The organism is Pseudomonas guariconensis (genome assembly GCF_024127895.1).
Lineage (GTDB): Bacteria > Pseudomonadota > Gammaproteobacteria > Pseudomonadales > Pseudomonadaceae > Aquipseudomonas > Aquipseudomonas guariconensis_B.
Genome location: NZ_JAMYBK010000002.1, coordinates 121951 through 139800, shown reverse-complemented (window position 1 = coordinate 139800; position 17850 = coordinate 121951). Strand labels below are relative to the sequence as shown.

Here is a 17850-nt window from a genome sequence, read left to right as displayed (position 1 = left end):
GTTTCTAGCATGTCCCGACTCAATCCCCGGCAACAGGAAGCCTGTGACTACGTCGGCGGCCCTCTATTGGTGCTCGCCGGTGCAGGCTCCGGCAAGACCAGCGTGATCACGCGCAAGATCGCCCACCTCATCCAGAACTGCGGCATCCGTGCCCAGTACATCGTGGCCATGACCTTCACCAACAAGGCGGCGCGCGAGATGAAGGAGCGGGTCGGCACCCTGCTGCGCCCCGGCGAAGGCCGTGGCCTGACGGTGTGCACCTTCCACAACCTGGGCCTGAACATCATCCGCCGGGAGCACGAGCGCCTGGGCTACAAGCCGGGCTTCTCGATCTTCGACGAGACCGACATCAAGGCCTTGCTGTCGGACATCATGCAAAAGGAATACTCCGGCGACGACGGCATCGACGAGATCAAGAACATGATCGGTGCCTGGAAGAACGACCTGATCCTCCCCGCCGAGGCCCTGGAAAAGGCACGCAACCCACGCGAGCAGACCGCCGCCATCGTCTACACCCACTACCAGCGCACGCTCAAGGCGTTCAACGCGGTGGACTTCGACGACCTGATCCTGCTGCCGGTGAAACTGTTCGAGGAACACAAGGACGTGCTCGAACGCTGGCAGAACCGTGTGCGCTACCTGCTGGTGGACGAATACCAGGACACCAACGCCAGCCAGTACCTGCTGGTGAAGATGCTGATCGGCATGCGCAACCAGTTCACCGTGGTCGGCGACGACGACCAGTCGATCTACGCCTGGCGTGGCGCCCGCCCGGAAAACCTCATGCTGCTCAAGGAGGACTACCCCTCCCTGAAGGTGGTGATGCTGGAGCAGAACTACCGCTCCACCAGCCGCATCCTGCGCTGCGCCAACGTACTGATCGCCAACAACCCGCACGCCTTCGAGAAACAGCTGTGGAGCGAGATGGGCGTGGGCGACGAGATCCGCGTGATCCGCTGCAAGAACGAGGAAGCCGAGGCCGAGCGGGTGGCCATGGAGATCCTCACCCTGCACCTGCGCACCAACCGCCCCTACAGCGACTTCGCCATCCTCTACCGGGGCAACTACCAGGCCAAGCTGATCGAACTCAAGCTGCAGCACCACCAGGTGCCCTACCGCCTCTCTGGCGGCAACAGCTTCTTCGGCCGCCAGGAGGTCAAGGACCTCATGGCCTACCTGCGCCTGCTGGTCAACCCGGACGACGACAACGCCTACCTGCGAGTGATCAACGTGCCTCGCCGAGAGATCGGCTCGACCACCCTGGAGAAACTCGGCAACTACGCCACCGAACGTGGCGTGTCGATGTACGCCGCCAGCGACGAGCTGGGCCTGGGCGAGCACCTGGATGCGCGCTACACCGAGCGCCTGCAGCGCTTCAAGCACTGGCTCGATGGGGTGCGCCAGCGGGTCGCCCTGGAAGACCCGATCGCCGCCCTGCACGAGATGATCCGCGACATCGACTACGAGAACTGGATCCGCCAGAACACCGCCAGCGACAAGGCCGCGGAGTTTCGCATCAGCAACGTCTGGTTCCTGATCGACGCGCTGAAGAACACCCTCGAGAAGGACGAAGAGGGTGACATGACCATCGAGGACGCCATCGGCAAGCTGGTGCTGCGCGACATGCTCGAGCGCCAGCAGGAAGAGGAAGAGAACGCCGAGGGCGTGCAGATGATGACCTTGCACGCCTCCAAGGGCCTGGAGTTCCCCTACGTGTTCATCATGGGCATGGAGGAGGAAATCCTCCCGCACCGCTCCAGCATCGAGGCCGACACCATCGAGGAAGAACGCCGCCTGGCCTACGTGGGCATCACCCGCGCACGCCAGACCCTGGCCTTCACCTTCGCCGCCAAGCGCAAGCAGTACGGCGAGATCATCGACTGCACGCCCAGCCGGTTCCTCGACGAACTGCCACCGGACGACCTGGCCTGGGAAGGGCTGGAAGATGCGCCGACCGAGGTTCGCGCGGCGCGAGGCAACAATGCGTTGGCCGACATCCGGGCAATGCTCAAACGCTGATCAACCATTACTCTTTAACCTTTGTCGCGGCCCCGGCCGTGGCCACCTTTGCTACATCGAGGAATACCACAGTGGAAGCACTGCAGCAGAAGATTCGCGAAGAAGGCATCGTGCTTTCCGACCAGGTTCTCAAAGTCGACGCGTTTCTCAACCATCAGATCGATCCAGCGCTGATGCAGCTGATCGGTGACGAATTCGCCCGCCTGTTCGCCGACTCCGGCGTGACCAAGATCGTCACCATCGAGGCGTCGGGCATCGCCCCGGCCGTGATGACCGGCCTGAAGCTGGGTGTGCCTGTCATCTTCGCCCGCAAGCACCAGTCGCTGACCCTGACCGAGAACCTGCTGACCGCCTCGGTGTATTCCTTCACCAAGCAGACCGAGAACACCGTGGCCATCTCGCCACGCCATCTCAACAGCAGCGACCGCGTGCTGGTGATCGACGACTTCCTGGCCAACGGCAAGGCCTCCCAGGCGCTGATCTCGATCATCAAGCAGGCCGGCGCCACTGTCGCGGGCCTGGGCATCGTCATCGAGAAGTCGTTCCAGGGCGGTCGCGCCGAGCTGGATCGCCAGGGCTATCGCGTCGAATCGCTGGCCCGGGTGAAGTCGCTGGAAGGTGGTGTGGTCACGTTCATCGATTGACCGTACGGGCCCTATTGCCGGCAAGCCCCACAGGGGAGCCGGCTTGCCGGCGATGGGCTGCGCAGCAGCCCCTTGCAGTCACCGCGTCGCCGCCAACCCTGCCAGCAACAGCCGCTGATACAGCTCCTCCTTGAGCCCCTGCGGCTCATCCAGTCCCATGCGCGCCAACTGTGCCGCATACCCCTGCGGCCCAGGTGCATCCAGCGTCGCCTTGCCCAGCTCCAGCACCTCGCTCAACCTGAACTTGCCCTTGAGCCAGTTCAGCGCCCGCAACAGCTCCTGTTCCTCAGCCGAGAAGTCGGTCCCCAGCGGATACTCCGGGAACAACCGCCGATAGCGTGCGCGTATCGCCTCCAGGCGCTCCGGCGTGTTGTCGGTAAAACGCGCATCGAGCTGGAAGTCCTTGGCCAGCTTGCCGGCCTCCTTGGCCTGCACCATCAACTCACCCTGGAAGCGTGAATCGCTGATCGCCAGCAACCGCGCGATCACCTCGCTGTCGGTCTGCCCGCGCAAATCCGCGATGCCGTACTCGGTCACCACGATGTCGCGCAGATGCCGGGGAATGGTGCAGTGACCGTAGGTCCAGAACAGGTTCGAGGTCACCTCGCCGCCCGCCTCGCGCCAGCTGCGCAGCAGCAGGATGGAGCGTCCGCCTTCCAGGGCATGGCCCTGGGCGACGAAGTTGTATTGCCCACCCACACCGCTGAGCACTCGCCCATCTTCCAGTTGGTCAGCCACCCCGGCACCGAGCAGGGTCATGCCGAACACCGTGTTGACGAAGCGCGCATCGCGGCGCTGGCGACGCTTGAGGTCTTCCTCGCCATACAGCTCGTTGATGAAGCTGATAGCGCTCATGGCGAAGCGCTCTCGTTGCCCGAGCGGCATTTCCCGCAGTTGCTGGTAGAAGGCCCGAGGGCCGAGGAAGAAACCGCCATGCACCAGCGTTCCCCGCTCATCGGCGCAGCGCCGTACCACGCCCGCTTCGACCAGCGCCAGCAGGCCGTTGACGAACATCTCGCTGCAGCCGTACAGACCCTCGGCGAAGGTCTCCAGGCCCCCTTCCCTGTCGATCAGCCCCTGCCATGGGCCCGGCTCGAACTCGGCGAGCAGCGCCCGGTAACCTGCGTTGTCGCCGTGGCGCGCCAGCAAGGCCGCGGTCAGCGCATCGCCCATGGCGCCGATGCCGACCTGCAGCGTACCGCCATCGCGCACCAGGGCACTGGCGAACAGGCCGATGCAGTGGTCCTGGGTCGTGACCGGCATGTTCGGGGTGGAAAACAGGCGGCGCCGCTCGGGCTCGTCGATCAGCAGGTCGAAGGCGTCCTCGGCAAGCTCGGCATCGCCCGGCATATAGGGCAGCTCGACATGCTCCTGGCCCAGCAACAGGATGGTTTCGCCGGCGGCACGGCGACGGGCGATCATCGGCAGCAGGTCGAGCGTGATGTCGGGATTGCACGACAGGCTCAAGCGGCCAGGGCACTCGGGCGTGGCCGCCACCAGCTGAGCGACCAGGTTCAGGCCCTTGGCGTTGATATCGCGGGCGGCGTGGCTGTAGTTGCTGCTGACATAGTCTTGCTGGGCGAGGTCGCTGTTCAGCAGGCTGCCGGGCTGCACGAAGAACTGTTCGATGCGGATGTTCGCGGGCAGGTTGTCGCCCCGCAGGTCGGCCAGGTAATCGAGCTCCTCATAGTCGGCGAACACACGCTCGACGAAAGGTTCGAGGAAGCGCTGCTGCAGGCCGTCGCCCAAGGGCGGGCGGCCCAGGCTCAGGGCGGTGTAGATCGTCAGGCGACGTTCGGGCAGCTCACGCACCCGGGCGTAAAGCGCGTTGACGAAGGCGTTGGGCTTGCCCAGGCCGAGCGGCAGGCCCAGGTGGATATGGGCGGGCAGGCAAGCCAGCACCTGGTCGACCACCGCATCGAGGGAACAGCGTTGCGCCATCGGTGCCTCCTGTGACATCCATGCATACAGGGGGTTGGACCCTTGCCTGCCTGGTTTTGCTGCATGGGCCCATGGGCAAAGCGTTGGGGCTGCTTTGCAGCCCATCGCAGGCAAGCCCGCTCCCACAAGGGCCGCGCCACTTTCGAAGTCGGCGCCGAATCCGGGGGAGCGGGCTTGCCCGCGAAAAGGGTCGCTACACGTCTTGAGTGAACAGCATCACGCCATGAAGGCAGGCCGTGGCGTGATCAGGTGCAACTCACAGACCGGACATCTTCTTGATGGCGTTCATCAGGTCCTCGTCCGAACAATCGGCGCAGGTCCCCTTCGGCGGCATGGCGTTGATGCCGGTAATGGCCTTGGCCAGGATGCCGTCGAGGCCACCCTGGTGATCCGCCCGCTCCTTCCAGGCGGCGGTGTCGCCGATCTTCGGCGCGCCGAGCAGGCCGCTGCCGTGGCAGGCGTTGCAATGCTTGGCGATGATTTCGTCCGGGGTCTTGGCTCCGCCGCCGCCAGCGGCAACGGCCACCTCCATGCCTTTGCACTCCTGGCCCTGGATACACACCTGGCCGACCGGCTCCAGGCGCTTGGCGATATCGTCATTGGTCGCTGCGTGTGCATTGATTGCCCAAAGGGCTACTACGGCTGCTGGTAGGGCCAGCATCTTCTTGATTTGGTTCACGCGTACACCCTCATGGTGGCTAATCACGCCCGCGGCCACGGGATACGCGGGCGTTGGAAAGTATAGCGGGATCCCGGAGGTGAGCGGAACAACCCTAGTGTTCGAAAGGGTATAGCCGCGACAACATGCCGCGCAGCCATTCAGAAGTTGGAAGGCGTGGCCGCGCTGATCAGCCGGGCGGGCTCGTCGAAGGGGTTGCGAAAACGGTGCGGGCGGGTGCTTTCGAAGTAGTAGCTGTCGCCGGCCTCGAGGATGAAGGTCTCGGTGCCGACCACCAGCTCCAGGCGGCCTTCGAGCAGGATGCCGGTTTCCTCGCCATCATGGGTGAGCATCTCTTCGCCGGTGTCGGCACCCGGCGGGTAGACCTCGTTGAGAAAAGCGATGGCCCGGTTGGGGTGCGACTTGCCCACCAGCTTCATGGTCACCGCACCGTCGGAGATGTCGATCAGCTCGTGGGCCTTGTAGACGATCTGCGTGGGGCTTTCCGGCGCCAGCTCGACGGAGAAGAACTCGACCATGGACATGGGAATGCCACTGAGCACCTTGCGCAGGGAGCTGATCGACGGGCTCACACTGTTCTTCTCGATCATCGAGATAGTGCTGTTGGTCACGCCCGCACGCTTGGCGAGTTCACGCTGGGACAGGCCCTTGAGCTTGCGGATGGCTTGCAGTCGTTCACCGACGTCCAAAGCTGGAGCCTCCTGAAACGGTCGAGGTGGGGGAGAAGTGTGAACGATATGATGGCAACGCCGTTCAGTATTTACAACACTTCGCCCCGCAGCCTGTCCGCTTCAGCGCCTCATTCGCCGATATAGTCCAGCGGCACGCGCTTGAGGTTGCAGAAGATCTGGTAGGGGATCATCCCCGCCAATAGCGCCACTTCGCTGGCCAGCACTTGCTTGCCCCACAACTCCACCGGGCTGCCGACGGTCGCTTGCGGCACGTCGGTCAGGTCGACGCAGAGCATGTCCATCGAAACCCGGCCAATCAGTTGGGTGCGCTTGCCGGCGACCATCACCGGGGTGCCGGTAGGTGCCTGGCGTGGGTAACCATCGGCATAACCCATGGCGACCACACCGACGCGGGTCGGGCGTGGGCTGATGAACTTGGCGCCATAGCCGACCGGCTCGCCGGCCGGCAGCTCACGTACGGCGATGATGCGCGATTGCAGGGTCATCACGGGCTGCAGGCGTTCGGCCTGGGCCTGGGGCACCTCGAAGGGCGTTGCGCCATACAGCATGATGCCCGGGCGCACCCAGTCGCTCGGCACCTGCGGCCAACCCAGCACCGCCGGCGAGTTGCGCAGGCTGCACTCGGCGGCCAGGCCCTGGCGCGCCGCCTCGAACACCGCCACCTGCTGCGCGGTGGCGTCGGCCTGAAGCTCGTCGGCACGGGCGAAGTGGCTCATCAGCACGATGCGCGCCACCTTGCCGCTGGCCAGCAGGCGCTGGTAGGCGTCGTGGTAGTCCTTCGGGTGCAGGCCGACCCTATGCATCCCGGTGTCCAGCTTCAGCCAGATGTTCAGCGGCTTGTGCACCTGGGCCTTTTCGATGGCCTCCAGTTGCCACAACGAATGCACCACGCACCACAGGTCGTGCTCGGCGATCAGCGCCAGCTCGCTGGCCTCGAAGAAGCCTTCGAGCAGCAGCACCGGCGCCTTGATCCCGGCGGCGCGCAGCTCCAGCGCCTCCTCGATGCAGGCGACGGCGAAACCGTCGGCCTCGGCCTCCAGGGCAAGGGCGCAGCGCACCGCGCCATGGCCATAGGCATCGGCCTTGATCACGGCGAGGGCCTTGGCGCCGGACAGTTCACGGGCCAGACGGTAGTTGTGGCGAAGGGCTTGGAGGTCGATCAGGGCACGGGCAGGACGCATGGCGGCAGCCTTCTGGCAGTTCTGGTTATCGATAAGCCCCTGGCGCGACGGGTGAGGGGTAGTGCCCGCCGCACCAGGGTGAGGGAACGGTTTACGGCAGTGCGGCGATCACCGACATCTCGACGAGGATCTCTGGCTCGCACAGCTTGGCCTCGACCGTGGCGCGGGCCGGCGCGACGCCCTGGGGCAGCCACTGGTCCCACACCGCGTTCATGCCCTGGAAGTGGGCGTCGATGTCCTTCAGGTAGATGGTCACCGAGAGCAGGCGGGTCTTGTCGGTGCCGGCCTGCTCGAGGAACTGTTCGATGTTGGCCAGGGTCTCGCGGGTCTGCTGCTCGATCCCGGCATCCATGTCGTCACCCACCTGGCCCGCCAGGTAGACGGTACCGTTGTGAACGACGATCTGGCTCATGCGCTCATTGGTGAGCTGGCGCTGGATTGGCATGCTTGGCGATCTCCTGATTTTTGCCATAACGCGAAATGTCGAGGCCCTCGGCGCTGATCTGCGGCTTCTTGCGCGCGATCAGGTCGGCCAGCAGGCGGCCAGAACCACAGGCCATGGTCCACCCCAGGGTGCCGTGACCGGTATTGAGGTACAGGTTGCGCAAGGAGGTAGCGCCGACGATCGGCGTGCCGTCCGGGGTCGCCGGGCGCAGGCCGGTCCAGAAGCTGGCCTGGCTCAGGTCGCCGCCGCGAGGATAAAGATCGTTGACGATCATCTCCAGCGTTTCGCGCCGACGCGGGTTCAGCGAAAGGTCGAAGCCGGCGATCTCGGCCATGCCCCCGACACGGATGCGGTTGTCGAAACGGGTGATGGCGACCTTGTAGGTCTCGTCGAGGATGGTCGAGGTCGGCGCCATGTCCGGATCGGTGATCGGCACGGTCAGCGAGTAGCCCTTGAGCGGGTACACCGGAGCCTTGATGCCCAGCGGCTTGAGCATCTGCGGCGAGTAGCTGCCCAGGGCCAGGACGTAGCGGTCGGCGGTTTCCAGCTTGCCGTCGATCCACACGCCATTGATACGGTCGCCGGCGCAGTCCAGGCGCTGGATGTCCTGGCCGAAGCGGAACTCGACGCCCAGCTTGATGGCCATCTCGGCGAGCTTGGTGGTGAACAGCTGGCAGTCGCCGGTCTGGTCGTTGGGCAGGCGCAGGGCGCCGGCGAGGATGTCCTTCACCCCAGCCAGGGCCGGCTCGACGCGGGCGATACCGTCACGATCGAGCAACTCGTATGGCACGCCGGATTGCTCGAGCACGGCGATGTCCTTGGCCGCCGCATCCACCTGGGCCTGGGTGCGGAACAGCTGGGTGGTGCCCAGGGTGCGGCTTTCGTAGGCGATACCGGTCTCGGCGCGCAGTTCGTCGAGGCAGTCGCGGCTGTACTCGGACAGGCGCACCATCCGCTCCTTGTTCACCGCGTAGCGGTTGGCGGTGCAGTTGCGCAGCATCTGCGCCATCCATAGGTACTGGTCGACGTTGCCGGTGAGCTTGATGGCCAGCGGGGCATGGCGCTCGAGCAGCCACTTGATGGCCTTCAGCGGCACGCCCGGCGCGGCCCAGGGCGAGGCATAGCCCGGCGAGATCTGGCCAGCGTTGGCGAAGCTGGTCTCCATGGCCACCGCCGGCTGGCGATCGACCACCACGACTTCGAAACCTTGCCGGGCCAGATAATAGGCACTGGCGGTTCCGATCACACCGCTACCAAGTACCAGAACTCGCATTGTTTATCCCTCGCACGCGGCTTGCCGCAGTCTTTTGTTGAAATGGCTTGGATGGGCGCAGTATAAGAAGGACAGGCCAGTGCATTTCACTATATAAAAGCCTATATTTGGCGAGAATTCTCGGCATAGTCGCCTTTTGTGGAGGGGCATCCCCTATGAGAACCCAGCACCAGAGCAAGCGTGAACTGGACAAGATCGACCGCAACATCCTGCGTATCCTGCAAAACGACGGGCGCATCTCGTTCACCGAACTGGGCGAGAAGGTCGGCCTTTCCACCACGCCATGCACCGAGCGTGTGCGCCGGCTGGAGCGCGAGGGGATCATCATGGGCTACAACGCCCGGCTCAATCCGCAGCACCTCAAGGGCAGCCTGCTGGTATTCGTCGAGATCAGCCTGGACTACAAGTCCGGCGATACCTTCGAGGAGTTCCGCCGTGCCGTGCTCAAGCTGCCTCATGTGCTGGAGTGCCACCTGGTATCGGGCGACTTCGACTACCTGGTGAAAGCGCGCATCTCGGAAATGGCCTCGTACCGCAAGCTGCTTGGCGACATCCTGCTCAAGCTGCCCCATGTGCGGGAGTCGAAGAGCTACATCGTCATGGAAGAGGTGAAGGAAAGCCTCTGCCTGCCGATCCCGGACTGAGCGTCAGACCAGCACCTGGCGGGTGCTGGCGATGTACTGGTGGACGAGCTGCTCGGCTTCGGGCTCGATCATCTGCGCAGGCCCGCGCCCCCGCGGGCAGGCCATGCGTGGCGTGGTGCCGAACAGGCGGCAGATCAGCGGCCGCTCCTGGTACACCGTGCATCCCTCGGGGCCCAGGTGCACGCAGTCCAGGCGCTCCAGCGCGGCCTCCTGCTCGGCGCGGGACTTGCGTGGCAGCCGGGCCATCTCTTCGGCCGAGGTGGTGACCGGGCCGCAGCAGTCGTGGCAGCCGCGCTCACAGTCGAAGGACGGGATCAGTTCGCGCAGGAAGTGGATCTTGTGGCGGTTGCAGGACATGGTCGGCGGGCGAGTCGAAGAGGTGGGTCGGATTATATCCTATTCGCGGTGGCGGGCTTTGGGGCCGCTTAACTGACGGGTATTGCTCTAGTTGCCCCACCGCGAACCCCCAGCTTATCCTCGCCCCTCCCGCTCCAACTCCAGGACCCGCCCCATGACCCACAGCGCGCAGCACGCCGCCTCCTATTACGCCGCCAGCAGCGCGCCACAGCCCGATTACCCTGCCCTGCAAGGCGAACACAGCGCTGACGTGTGCATCGTCGGCGGCGGCTACTCAGGCCTGAACACCGCCATCGAACTGGCCGAACGCGGCCTCTCGGTGATCCTCCTGGAAGCCCGCAAGATCGGCTGGGGCGCCAGCGGGCGCAACGGCGGGCAACTGATCCGTGGCGTCGGCCACGGCCTGGAGCAATTCCTGCCGATCATCGGCGAGCAAGGCGTGCGCAGCATGAAGCTGATGGGCCTGGAGGCCGTGGACATCGTCCGCGAGCGCATCGAGCGTCACGCCATCGCCTGCGACCTGACCTGGGGCTACTGCGACCTGGCCAACAAGCCTCGCGAGCTGGAAGGCTTCGCCGAGGACGCCGAAGAGCTGCGCAGCCTGGGCTATCGCCATGAACTGCGCCTGGTTCCACAGAGCGACATCCACAGCGTGGTCGGCTCCGACCGCTACGTCGGCGGGCTGGTCGACATGGGCTCGGGGCACCTGCACCCGCTCAACCTGGCCCTGGGCGAAGCGCAAGCCGCCACCCGGCTGGGGGTGAAACTGCACGAAATGTCGGAAGTGACCCGCATCGACTACGGCCCGCAGGTACAGGTCCACACCGCCAAGGGGCGGGTCCGCGCCAGCACCCTGGTACTGTGCTGCAACGCCTACCACAACGACCTCAACCGCGAACTGGGCGGCAAGGTGCTGCCCGCCGGCAGCTACGTCATCGCCACCGAGCCACTGGGCGAGGAACGCGCGCGCCAACTGCTGCCACAGAACATGGCGGTGTGCGACCAACGCGTGGCCCTGGACTACTACCGCCTGTCCGCCGACCATCGCCTGCTGTTCGGCGGCGCCTGCCACTACTCCGGGCGCGACCCGCAGGACATCGCCGCCTACATGCGTCCGAAGATGCTCAAGGTGTTCCCGCACCTGGCCGATGTGCGCATCGACTACCAGTGGGGCGGCATGATCGGCATCGGCGCCAACCGCCTGCCGCAGATCGGCCGCCTGGCCAGCCAGCCCAATGTCTACTATGCCCAGGCCTATTCCGGCCATGGCGTGAACGCCACCCACCTGGCCGGGCGCTTGCTCGGCGAAGCCATCAGCGGCCAGCAGAGCGGGCGCTTCGACCTGTTCGCCCAGGTCCCGCATATCACCTTCCCCGGCGGCAGGTTGCTGCGCTCGCCACTGCTGGCTTTGGGCATGCTGTGGCATCGCCTCAAGGAGCTGGTCTAATCCCGCCAGAAGGGTTTGCGCCCTTCCTCCCGGGCCTGCTGCCAGCTCAAGCCGATATCCCGCAACTGGCCATCATCCAGCTGCAGCAGGGCCCTGCGGGTGCGCCAGCGGTGCATCATCAACCCCCAGCGGCCCAGGCCGGCCGGGGCCGCGTGGACCTTGGGGCGTTGGCCGTCCGCCAACGCCTTGGCCAACAGTTGCAAACGTACGTCGCTCAAACCGCCCATCACTGCGTTCTCCTGATCTGATCGAGCCATGGAGAAAGCATGCGGGTTTGTACCCCCGGCAATACAGATTCAATACAGCTTTATTATTTCCATACAGCATTGGCAGAAAGCCTGCTGAATGCTGTATTTTCGCCCGATCTGTACTGGTCTTAGCTCGCACCCCGGGCAGGAGTATGCCGTGACCCTCTACGTCAACCTCGCCGAGCTGCTCGGCGCCCGTATCGAACAAGGCCTGTACCGCCCCGGCCAGCGCCTGCCCTCGGTCCGTGCCCTGAGCCTCGAGCACGGCGTCAGCCTGAGCACCGTGCAGCAGGCCTACCGCCTGCTGGAGGACAACGGCCTGGTCTCGCCGCGCCCCAAGTCAGGCTATTTCGTCGCCGAAGACCGCAGCCTCCCTGCCCTGCCCGCGGTCAGCCGGCCGGCCCAGCGGCCCGTGGACATCTCCCAGTGGGAACAGGTGCTGGAACTGGTGCGCAGCACCCCACGCGCCGACGTGGTCCAGCTCGGCCGCGGCATGCCCGACATCGACAGCCCGAGCCTCAAGCCTCTGTTGCGCAGCCTCGCCCAGCTCAGCCGACGCCAGGACATGCCCGGCCTGTACTACGACAACATCCACGGCAACCTGGCCCTGCGCGAACAGATCGCCCGCTTGATGCTCGACTCCGGCTGCCGCCTGGGCCCGGCCGACCTGGTGGTGACCACCGGCTGCCACGAGGCGCTGTCCACCAGCATCCGCGCGGTGTGCCAGCCCGGCGACATCGTCGCGGTCGACTCGCCGAGCTTCCATGGCGCCATGCAGACCCTCAAGGGCCTGGGCATGAAGGCCCTGGAGATCCCCACCGACCCGCTCACCGGCATCAGCCTCGAAGCCCTCGAACTGGCCCTGGAGCAGTGGCCGATCAAGCTCATCCAGATCACGCCCAGCTGCAACAACCCGCTCGGCTACATCATGCCCGAGGCGCGCAAGAAGGCCCTGTTGACGCTGGCCCAGCGCTACGACGTGGCGATCCTCGAGGACGATGTCTACGGCGACCTGGCCTACACCTATCCGCGCCCACGGACCATCAAATCGTTCGACGAAGACGGCCGCGTGCTGCTGTGCAGTTCGTTCTCCAAGACCCTGGCCCCAGGCCTGCGGGTCGGCTGGGTCGCCCCTGGGCGCTACCTGGAGCGGGTGCTGCACATGAAGTACATCAGCACCGGCAGCACCGCCAGCCAGCCACAGTTGGCCATCGCCGACTTCATCGCCGCCGGCCACTACCACCCGCACGTGCGCCGCATGCGCAGCCAGTACCAGCGTGGTCGCGACCTGATGAGCGACTGGGTGACCCGCTACTTCCCGCCCGGCACCCGTGCCAGCCGGCCCCAGGGCGGCTTCATGCTGTGGGTGGAATTGCCGGAAAGTTTCGATACGCTGCGCCTGAATCGCGCTTTACTGGAGCAAGGCGTGCAGGTCGCCGTCGGCAGCATCTTCTCGGCGTCGGGCAAGTTCCGCCATTGCCTGCGCATGAACTTCGCCGCCCGGCCGACGCCACAGATCGAGGCGGCCGTGCGCAAGGTGGGCGAAACCGCCCTTCGTCTACTGGATGCGGATGCGCACGCAGGGTAACTTTGCGCCGCCCTCCACGGTCCATATCGATAGGCCTTTGCTGTACAGGACGATCCTCCCTTGAGACTCCAGCGAGCTCTGCCTCTCTTGCTGGCGCTGCTGCTCGGCCTTGCGGGCTGTGCCAGTGTCGGCACGTCCCACGACGTCAGCCACGCCCTGCCGGCCAGCGAGTCCGCCTTCGGCCGCTCGGTGCTGCGCCAGGCGGCCCCCTACGAAGGGCGCTCGGGCTTTCGCCTGCTGCCCAACAGCAACGAAGCCTTCCGCGCCCGTGCCGAACTGATCCGCAACGCCCAGGCCAGCATCGACCTGCAGTACTACATCGTCCATGACGGCCTGAGCACCCGCGCCCTGGTTCACGAGTTGCTGCGCGCCGCAGACCGTGGCGTGCGCGTGCGCATCCTGCTCGACGACACCACCAGCGACGGTCTCGACAGCCTGATGGGCACCCTCGCCGCCCACCCGAACATCCATATCCGCGTGTTCAACCCACTGCACCTGGGACGCAGTACCGGCGTCACCCGCGCGGTGGGCCGGTTGTTCAACCTGTCGCGCCAGCACCGGCGCATGCACAACAAGCTGTTCCTGGTGGACAACAGCATGGCCATCGTCGGCGGTCGCAACCTGGGCGACGAGTACTTCGACGCCGAGCCCAACCTGAACTTCACCGACATCGACCTGCTCGGCGTCGGGCCTGTGGCCGAACAGCTCGGGCACAGCTTCGACCAGTACTGGAACAGTGCCCTGAGCCGCCCGATCGGCGACTTTCTCTGGCGCCAGCCAGACGCCAGCGACCTGCGCACCAGCCGCCAGCGCCTGGAGATTTCCCTGGCCGAGGCGCGGATCCAGCACAAGGCGCTGTATGACCGGCTGATGGCCTACCAGGCCCGGCCACGCCTGGACGTCTGGCGCAACGAGCTGATCTGGGCCCACAGCCAGGCCCTGTGGGACGCGCCGAGCAAGGTACTGGCCCAGGACGAGCCGGACCCGCAGTTGCTGATGACCCAGCAACTGGCACCGGATCTGAAAAACGTCCGTCACGAGCTGATCCTGGTGTCGGCCTACTTCGTACCAGGCGAGTCAGGCCTGCTGTACCTGACCAGCCAGGCCGATGCCGGCATCTCGGTGAAGTTGCTGACCAACTCGCTGGAGGCCACCGACGTGCCGGCGGTGCACGGTGGCTACGCGCCCTACCGCCGCGCCTTGCTCGAACATGGCGTACAGCTTTACGAACTGCGCCGCCAGCCTGGCGACCCCAGCGCCAACCGCGGCCTGAGCTTCCACGGTAGCTCCGACTCCAGCCTGCACAGCAAGGCGATCGTCTTCGACCGACGCAAGACCTTCATCGGCTCGTTCAACTTCGATCCACGTTCGGTGCTGTGGAACACCGAGGTCGGCGTGCTGGTGGACAGCCCGGAGCTGGCCGAGTACACGCGGGAACTGGCGGTGCAGGGGATGGCACCGGCGCTGAGCTACCAACCCAGGCTAGTGGGCGGAAAGATCGTGTGGGTGACCGAGGACGATGGCCAGCGCCGTATGCTGACCTCCGAACCGGGTGGGATGTGGCGGCGCTTCAATGCCTGGATCAGCAAGGCAGTGGGGCTGGAGAAGATGCTCTAGCCCAAGCGTGACGTGTGTAGCCCCATTCGCGGGCAAGCCCGCGAATGGGCTGCAGGGCAGCCGCCCCTGGCGCAATCAGACCGAAGCCGGCTCGAAGGCATCCCGCCGCCGGGTCAGCAATACCAACCCCGCCGCCCCTGCCGCCATCAGCAACGGCAGCGCATGCCCGCTGATCCACTGGCTGCCGGCACCGGCCAGCAATGGCCCGACCAGGCAGCCAATCCCCCACAATTGCGCCACGTGGGCATTGGCCCGCACCAGCGCATCATCCCGATAACGCTCGCCGATCAACACCAGCGACAGGGTGAACAGCCCCCCGGCACTGGCCCCGAACAGCACCCACAGCGGCCAGATCGCCGGCGTATGCAGCAACAACGGAATGGCCAGGCTGGACACCAGCAGCGTCAGGGCGCAACCGCTGAACAGGGTGCGTCGCGACATGCGGTCGGCCAGGGCACCGATCGGCAATTGCAGCACGGCGTCCCCCACCACCACGGTACTGACCATGAACAGCGCCAGCTCGGCGGTGAACCCTTGCTGCAGGCAGTACACTGGCAGCAAGGTCAGGATCATCGCCTCGAACGCCGCGAACAGGGCAATGGCCCAGGCGATCACCGGCAGGCGCCGGCAGAAAGCGAACAGGTCGCTGAAGGTGACGCTGCAAGCCTCGGTGGTCGGTGCCCCACCACGGCCCAGCAGCACCAGCGGCGCCAACAGCAGCAGGCCGGTGGCGGCCCAGAAACCGAAGTCGTCGTCCGAGCCGAGAAACCCCAGTACCAGCGGCCCGGCCAGCTGGCTCAGGGCATAGCTGCTGCCATACAAGGCCACCAGCCGGCCACGCCATTGCTCGACCACCAATTGGTTGATCCAGCTTTCGCCGAGGATGAACACCACCGTCAGGGACATGCCGATCAGCAGGCGCAGCGCCAGCCACAGCGAGTAGCTCGGCAGCAGCGCCACCAGGCCGATGGACAGCGCACCGCCCCACAGGCACAGGCGCATGGCCGATGGCACGCCGACCCAGCCGGCCAGGCGGCTGGCCAGGCTGGCGCCAAGCAGCACCCCGAGCGCCGGCATCGCCGCCATGACACCGATGGCGAACCCGCCGTAGCCCCAGCCCTCCAGGCGCAAGGACACCAGCGGCATGCTCACGCCGAGCGCCAGCCCGACACTGAGCACCGACGCCAGCACGGCAAAGTAGGTTCCCCAACGCATCACAGCCTCCCAGGCAGCATTCTTGAAGAGCAGAAACGACACAGCCGGGACGGTGTGAACCGGCCCGGCTGTCATTGGGGCTGCTGTGCAGCTCAATCACCGCAAGCGTCCCACAGGGTTCGAGGCGATCCTTGTGGGGAGCCGGCTTGCCGGCGATTGGGCCGCAAGGCGGCCCCTCTGGCTTACAGCTTGATCCAGGTCGCCTTCAGCTCGGTGTATTTCTCCAGTGCATGCAGCGACTTGTCACGGCCGTTGCCCGACTGCTTGAAGCCACCGAACGGCGCAGTCATGTCGCCGCCGTCGTACTGGTTGACCCACACGCTGCCGGCACGCACGGCGCGGGCAGTGCGGTGGGCCTTGGAGATGTCGGCGGTCCAGATGCCGGCAGCCAGGCCGTACGGGGTGTCGTTGGCGATGGCCACGGCTTCCTCGGCGCTGTCGAAGGTGATCACCGACAGCACAGGGCCGAAGATCTCTTCCTTGGCGATCTTCATGGCGTTGGTCACGCCGTCGAAGATGGTCGGCTCGACATAGGTGCCGCCGGTTTCCTCCAGGATGCGCTTGCCGCCGGCCAGCAGCTTGGCGCCGTCCTGGTGGCCAGCCTCGATGTACGACAGCACGGTGTTCATCTGCTGGGTGTCGACCAGCGCGCCGACGGTGGTCGCCGGGTCCAGTGGGTTGCCCGGTTTCCAGGCCTTGAGGGCCTCGACCACCATGGGCAGGAACTGGTCCTTGATCGAACGCTCGACCAGCAGGCGCGAGCCGGCGGTGCAGACCTCGCCCTGGTTGAAGGCGATGGCGCTGGCGGCGGCTTCGGCGGCGGCCTTGAGGTCCGGCGCGTCGGCGAAGACGATGTTCGGGCTCTTGCCGCCGGCTTCCAGCCAGACGCGTTTCATGTTCGATTCGCCGGCATACACCATCAGTTGCTTGGCGATCTTGGTGGAGCCGGTGAACACCAGGGTGTCGACGTCCATGTGCAGGGCCAGGGCCTTGCCCACGGTGTGACCATAGCCTGGCAGCACGTTCAGCACGCCGGCCGGGATGCCGGCCTCGATGGCCAGCTGGGCGATGCGGATGGCGGTCAGCGGCGACTTCTCCGACGGCTTGAGCACCACCGAGTTACCGGTGGCCAGGGCCGGGCCGAGTTTCCAGCAGGCCATCAGCAGCGGGAAGTTCCACGGCACGATGGCGCCGACCACGCCCACCGGCTCGCGGGTCACCAGGCCGAGCTGGTCGTGCGGGGTCGGGGCGACTTCGTCGTAGACCTTGTCGATGGCTTCGGCGGTCCAGTGGATGGCGTTGGCTGCACCGGGGATGTCGATGGTCGAGGAGTCACCGATCGGCTTGCCCATGTCCAGGGTTTCCAGCAGGGCCAGTTCCTCGACGTGCTGGCGCAGCAGGCCGGCGAAGCGGATCAGCACCGATTTGCGCTTGGCCGGGGCCAGGCGCGACCAGGCGCCGGACTCGAAGGTGGCGCGGGCGTTTGCCACGGCGCGGTTGGCGTCGGCCAGGTCGCAGCTGGCGACCTTGGCCAGGAAGCGTCCGTCCACCGGGCTCAGGCAGTCGAAGGTTTCACCGGATGCGGCATCGGTGTATTCGCCGTTGATGAAAGCGCGACCTTCGATCTTCAATTGTTGGGCACGCTGTTCCCAGTCCGCACGAGTCAGGGTGGTCATACGAAACTCCTCCTCTTGTTAAGGTGCAACGCCGCACTGAGGACTCACGGGCGCTGTCAGAAATTCTGGCCGGGCGACAAACGCACACTGGCAACCGATACCCTAAACCAGCCCGTGCAAACTATCAATATATTTGACACGAAAGGCCTAAAAGCCTACTGATGTGCATTTTATTAAACAACAA

Annotated in this window: 16 protein-coding genes; 6 read left to right on the top strand and 10 right to left on the bottom strand. The window is 65.5% G+C overall.

Features of this window, described 5'->3' with window-relative positions; genetic code table 11:
* Positions 1-9 precede the first annotated feature (9 nt).
* A complete protein-coding gene (gene rep / locus NJF35_RS03205) occupies positions 10-2019 on the top strand; it encodes a DNA helicase Rep (protein WP_225786738.1) in 2010 nt (669 codons plus the stop codon).
* A gap of 71 nt (positions 2020-2090) precedes the next feature.
* A complete protein-coding gene (xpt, locus tag NJF35_RS03200) occupies positions 2091-2663 on the top strand; it encodes a xanthine phosphoribosyltransferase (protein WP_225786739.1) in 573 nt (190 codons plus the stop codon).
* Positions 2664-2741: 78 nt separating this feature from the next.
* On the opposite strand, the gene NJF35_RS03195 is transcribed toward xpt, so the two are convergent.
* The 6 genes from NJF35_RS03195 to dadA form a co-directional block, all read right to left on the bottom strand.
* Positions 2742-4604 carry an acetyl-CoA hydrolase/transferase C-terminal domain-containing protein gene (locus NJF35_RS03195; RefSeq protein WP_225786740.1) on the bottom strand — a complete coding sequence of 621 codons (1863 nt, stop codon included), beginning with the start codon at positions 4602-4604 and terminating at the stop codon, positions 2742-2744.
* A gap of 256 nt (positions 4605-4860) precedes the next feature.
* Complete coding sequence (locus NJF35_RS03190; RefSeq protein WP_225786866.1) at positions 4861-5265, bottom strand: c-type cytochrome; 405 nt, start codon at positions 5263-5265, stop codon at positions 4861-4863.
* A gap of 158 nt (positions 5266-5423) precedes the next feature.
* A complete protein-coding gene (locus NJF35_RS03185) occupies positions 5424-5972 on the bottom strand; it encodes a cupin domain-containing protein (RefSeq protein ID WP_225786741.1) in 549 nt (182 codons plus the stop codon).
* Positions 5973-6082: 110 nt separating this feature from the next.
* Positions 6083-7156 (bottom strand): alanine racemase, encoded by a 1074-nt coding sequence (gene alr / locus NJF35_RS03180; RefSeq protein ID WP_253080644.1) that lies wholly within the window; start codon positions 7154-7156, stop codon positions 6083-6085.
* Positions 7157-7247: 91 nt separating this feature from the next.
* Positions 7248-7601: a RidA family protein gene (locus NJF35_RS03175; RefSeq protein ID WP_225786743.1), complete on the bottom strand. Its 354-nt coding sequence runs from the start codon at positions 7599-7601 to the stop codon at positions 7248-7250.
* Entirely contained in the window at positions 7573-8874 is a 1302-nt protein-coding gene (gene dadA, locus NJF35_RS03170) for a D-amino acid dehydrogenase (RefSeq protein ID WP_225786744.1), read from the bottom strand. The genes NJF35_RS03175 and dadA overlap by 29 nt, the downstream gene beginning before the upstream one ends.
* A 155-nt stretch (positions 8875-9029) precedes the next feature.
* On the opposite strand from dadA, the gene dadR reads away from it, so the two are divergent.
* Complete coding sequence (gene dadR / locus NJF35_RS03165) at positions 9030-9518, top strand: transcriptional regulator DadR (RefSeq protein ID WP_003258963.1); 489 nt, start codon at positions 9030-9032, stop codon at positions 9516-9518.
* 3 nt (positions 9519-9521) lie between these two features.
* Here dadR and NJF35_RS03160 read toward each other — a convergent pair whose 3' ends face one another.
* Positions 9522-9875, bottom strand: coding sequence for a YkgJ family cysteine cluster protein (locus tag NJF35_RS03160; protein ID WP_253090663.1), 354 nt, complete (start codon positions 9873-9875; stop codon positions 9522-9524).
* Between the two features lie 154 nt (positions 9876-10029).
* Here NJF35_RS03160 and NJF35_RS03155 point away from each other — a divergent pair, with 154 nt between their 5' ends.
* Positions 10030-11322 (top strand): NAD(P)/FAD-dependent oxidoreductase, encoded by a 1293-nt coding sequence (locus NJF35_RS03155; RefSeq protein WP_225786746.1) that lies wholly within the window; start codon positions 10030-10032, stop codon positions 11320-11322.
* Here NJF35_RS03155 and NJF35_RS03150 read toward each other — a convergent pair.
* Complete coding sequence (locus NJF35_RS03150; RefSeq protein ID WP_225786747.1) at positions 11319-11549, bottom strand: DUF1127 domain-containing protein; 231 nt, start codon at positions 11547-11549, stop codon at positions 11319-11321. The genes NJF35_RS03155 and NJF35_RS03150 overlap by 4 nt on opposite strands.
* A gap of 178 nt (positions 11550-11727) precedes the next feature.
* Here NJF35_RS03150 and NJF35_RS03145 point away from each other — a divergent pair, with 178 nt between their 5' ends.
* Both NJF35_RS03145 and NJF35_RS03140 read left to right on the top strand, forming a co-directional pair.
* The gene (locus tag NJF35_RS03145) at positions 11728-13158 is read left to right on the top strand and encodes a PLP-dependent aminotransferase family protein (RefSeq protein ID WP_253080645.1); all 1431 of its coding nucleotides are present in this window, start codon (positions 11728-11730) and stop codon (positions 13156-13158) included.
* A 60-nt stretch (positions 13159-13218) separates the two neighbouring features.
* A complete protein-coding gene (locus tag NJF35_RS03140) occupies positions 13219-14775 on the top strand; it encodes a phospholipase D family protein (RefSeq protein WP_253090662.1) in 1557 nt (518 codons plus the stop codon).
* Positions 14776-14850: 75 nt separating this feature from the next.
* Here NJF35_RS03140 and NJF35_RS03135 read toward each other — a convergent pair whose 3' ends face one another.
* Both NJF35_RS03135 and NJF35_RS03130 read right to left on the bottom strand, forming a co-directional pair.
* Positions 14851-15990 carry an MFS transporter gene (locus tag NJF35_RS03135; protein WP_225786750.1) on the bottom strand — a complete coding sequence of 380 codons (1140 nt, stop codon included), beginning with the start codon at positions 15988-15990 and terminating at the stop codon, positions 14851-14853.
* Between the two features lie 182 nt (positions 15991-16172).
* Entirely contained in the window at positions 16173-17666 is a 1494-nt protein-coding gene (locus NJF35_RS03130) for an aldehyde dehydrogenase (protein ID WP_253080647.1), read from the bottom strand.
* Positions 17667-17850 lie beyond the last annotated feature (184 nt).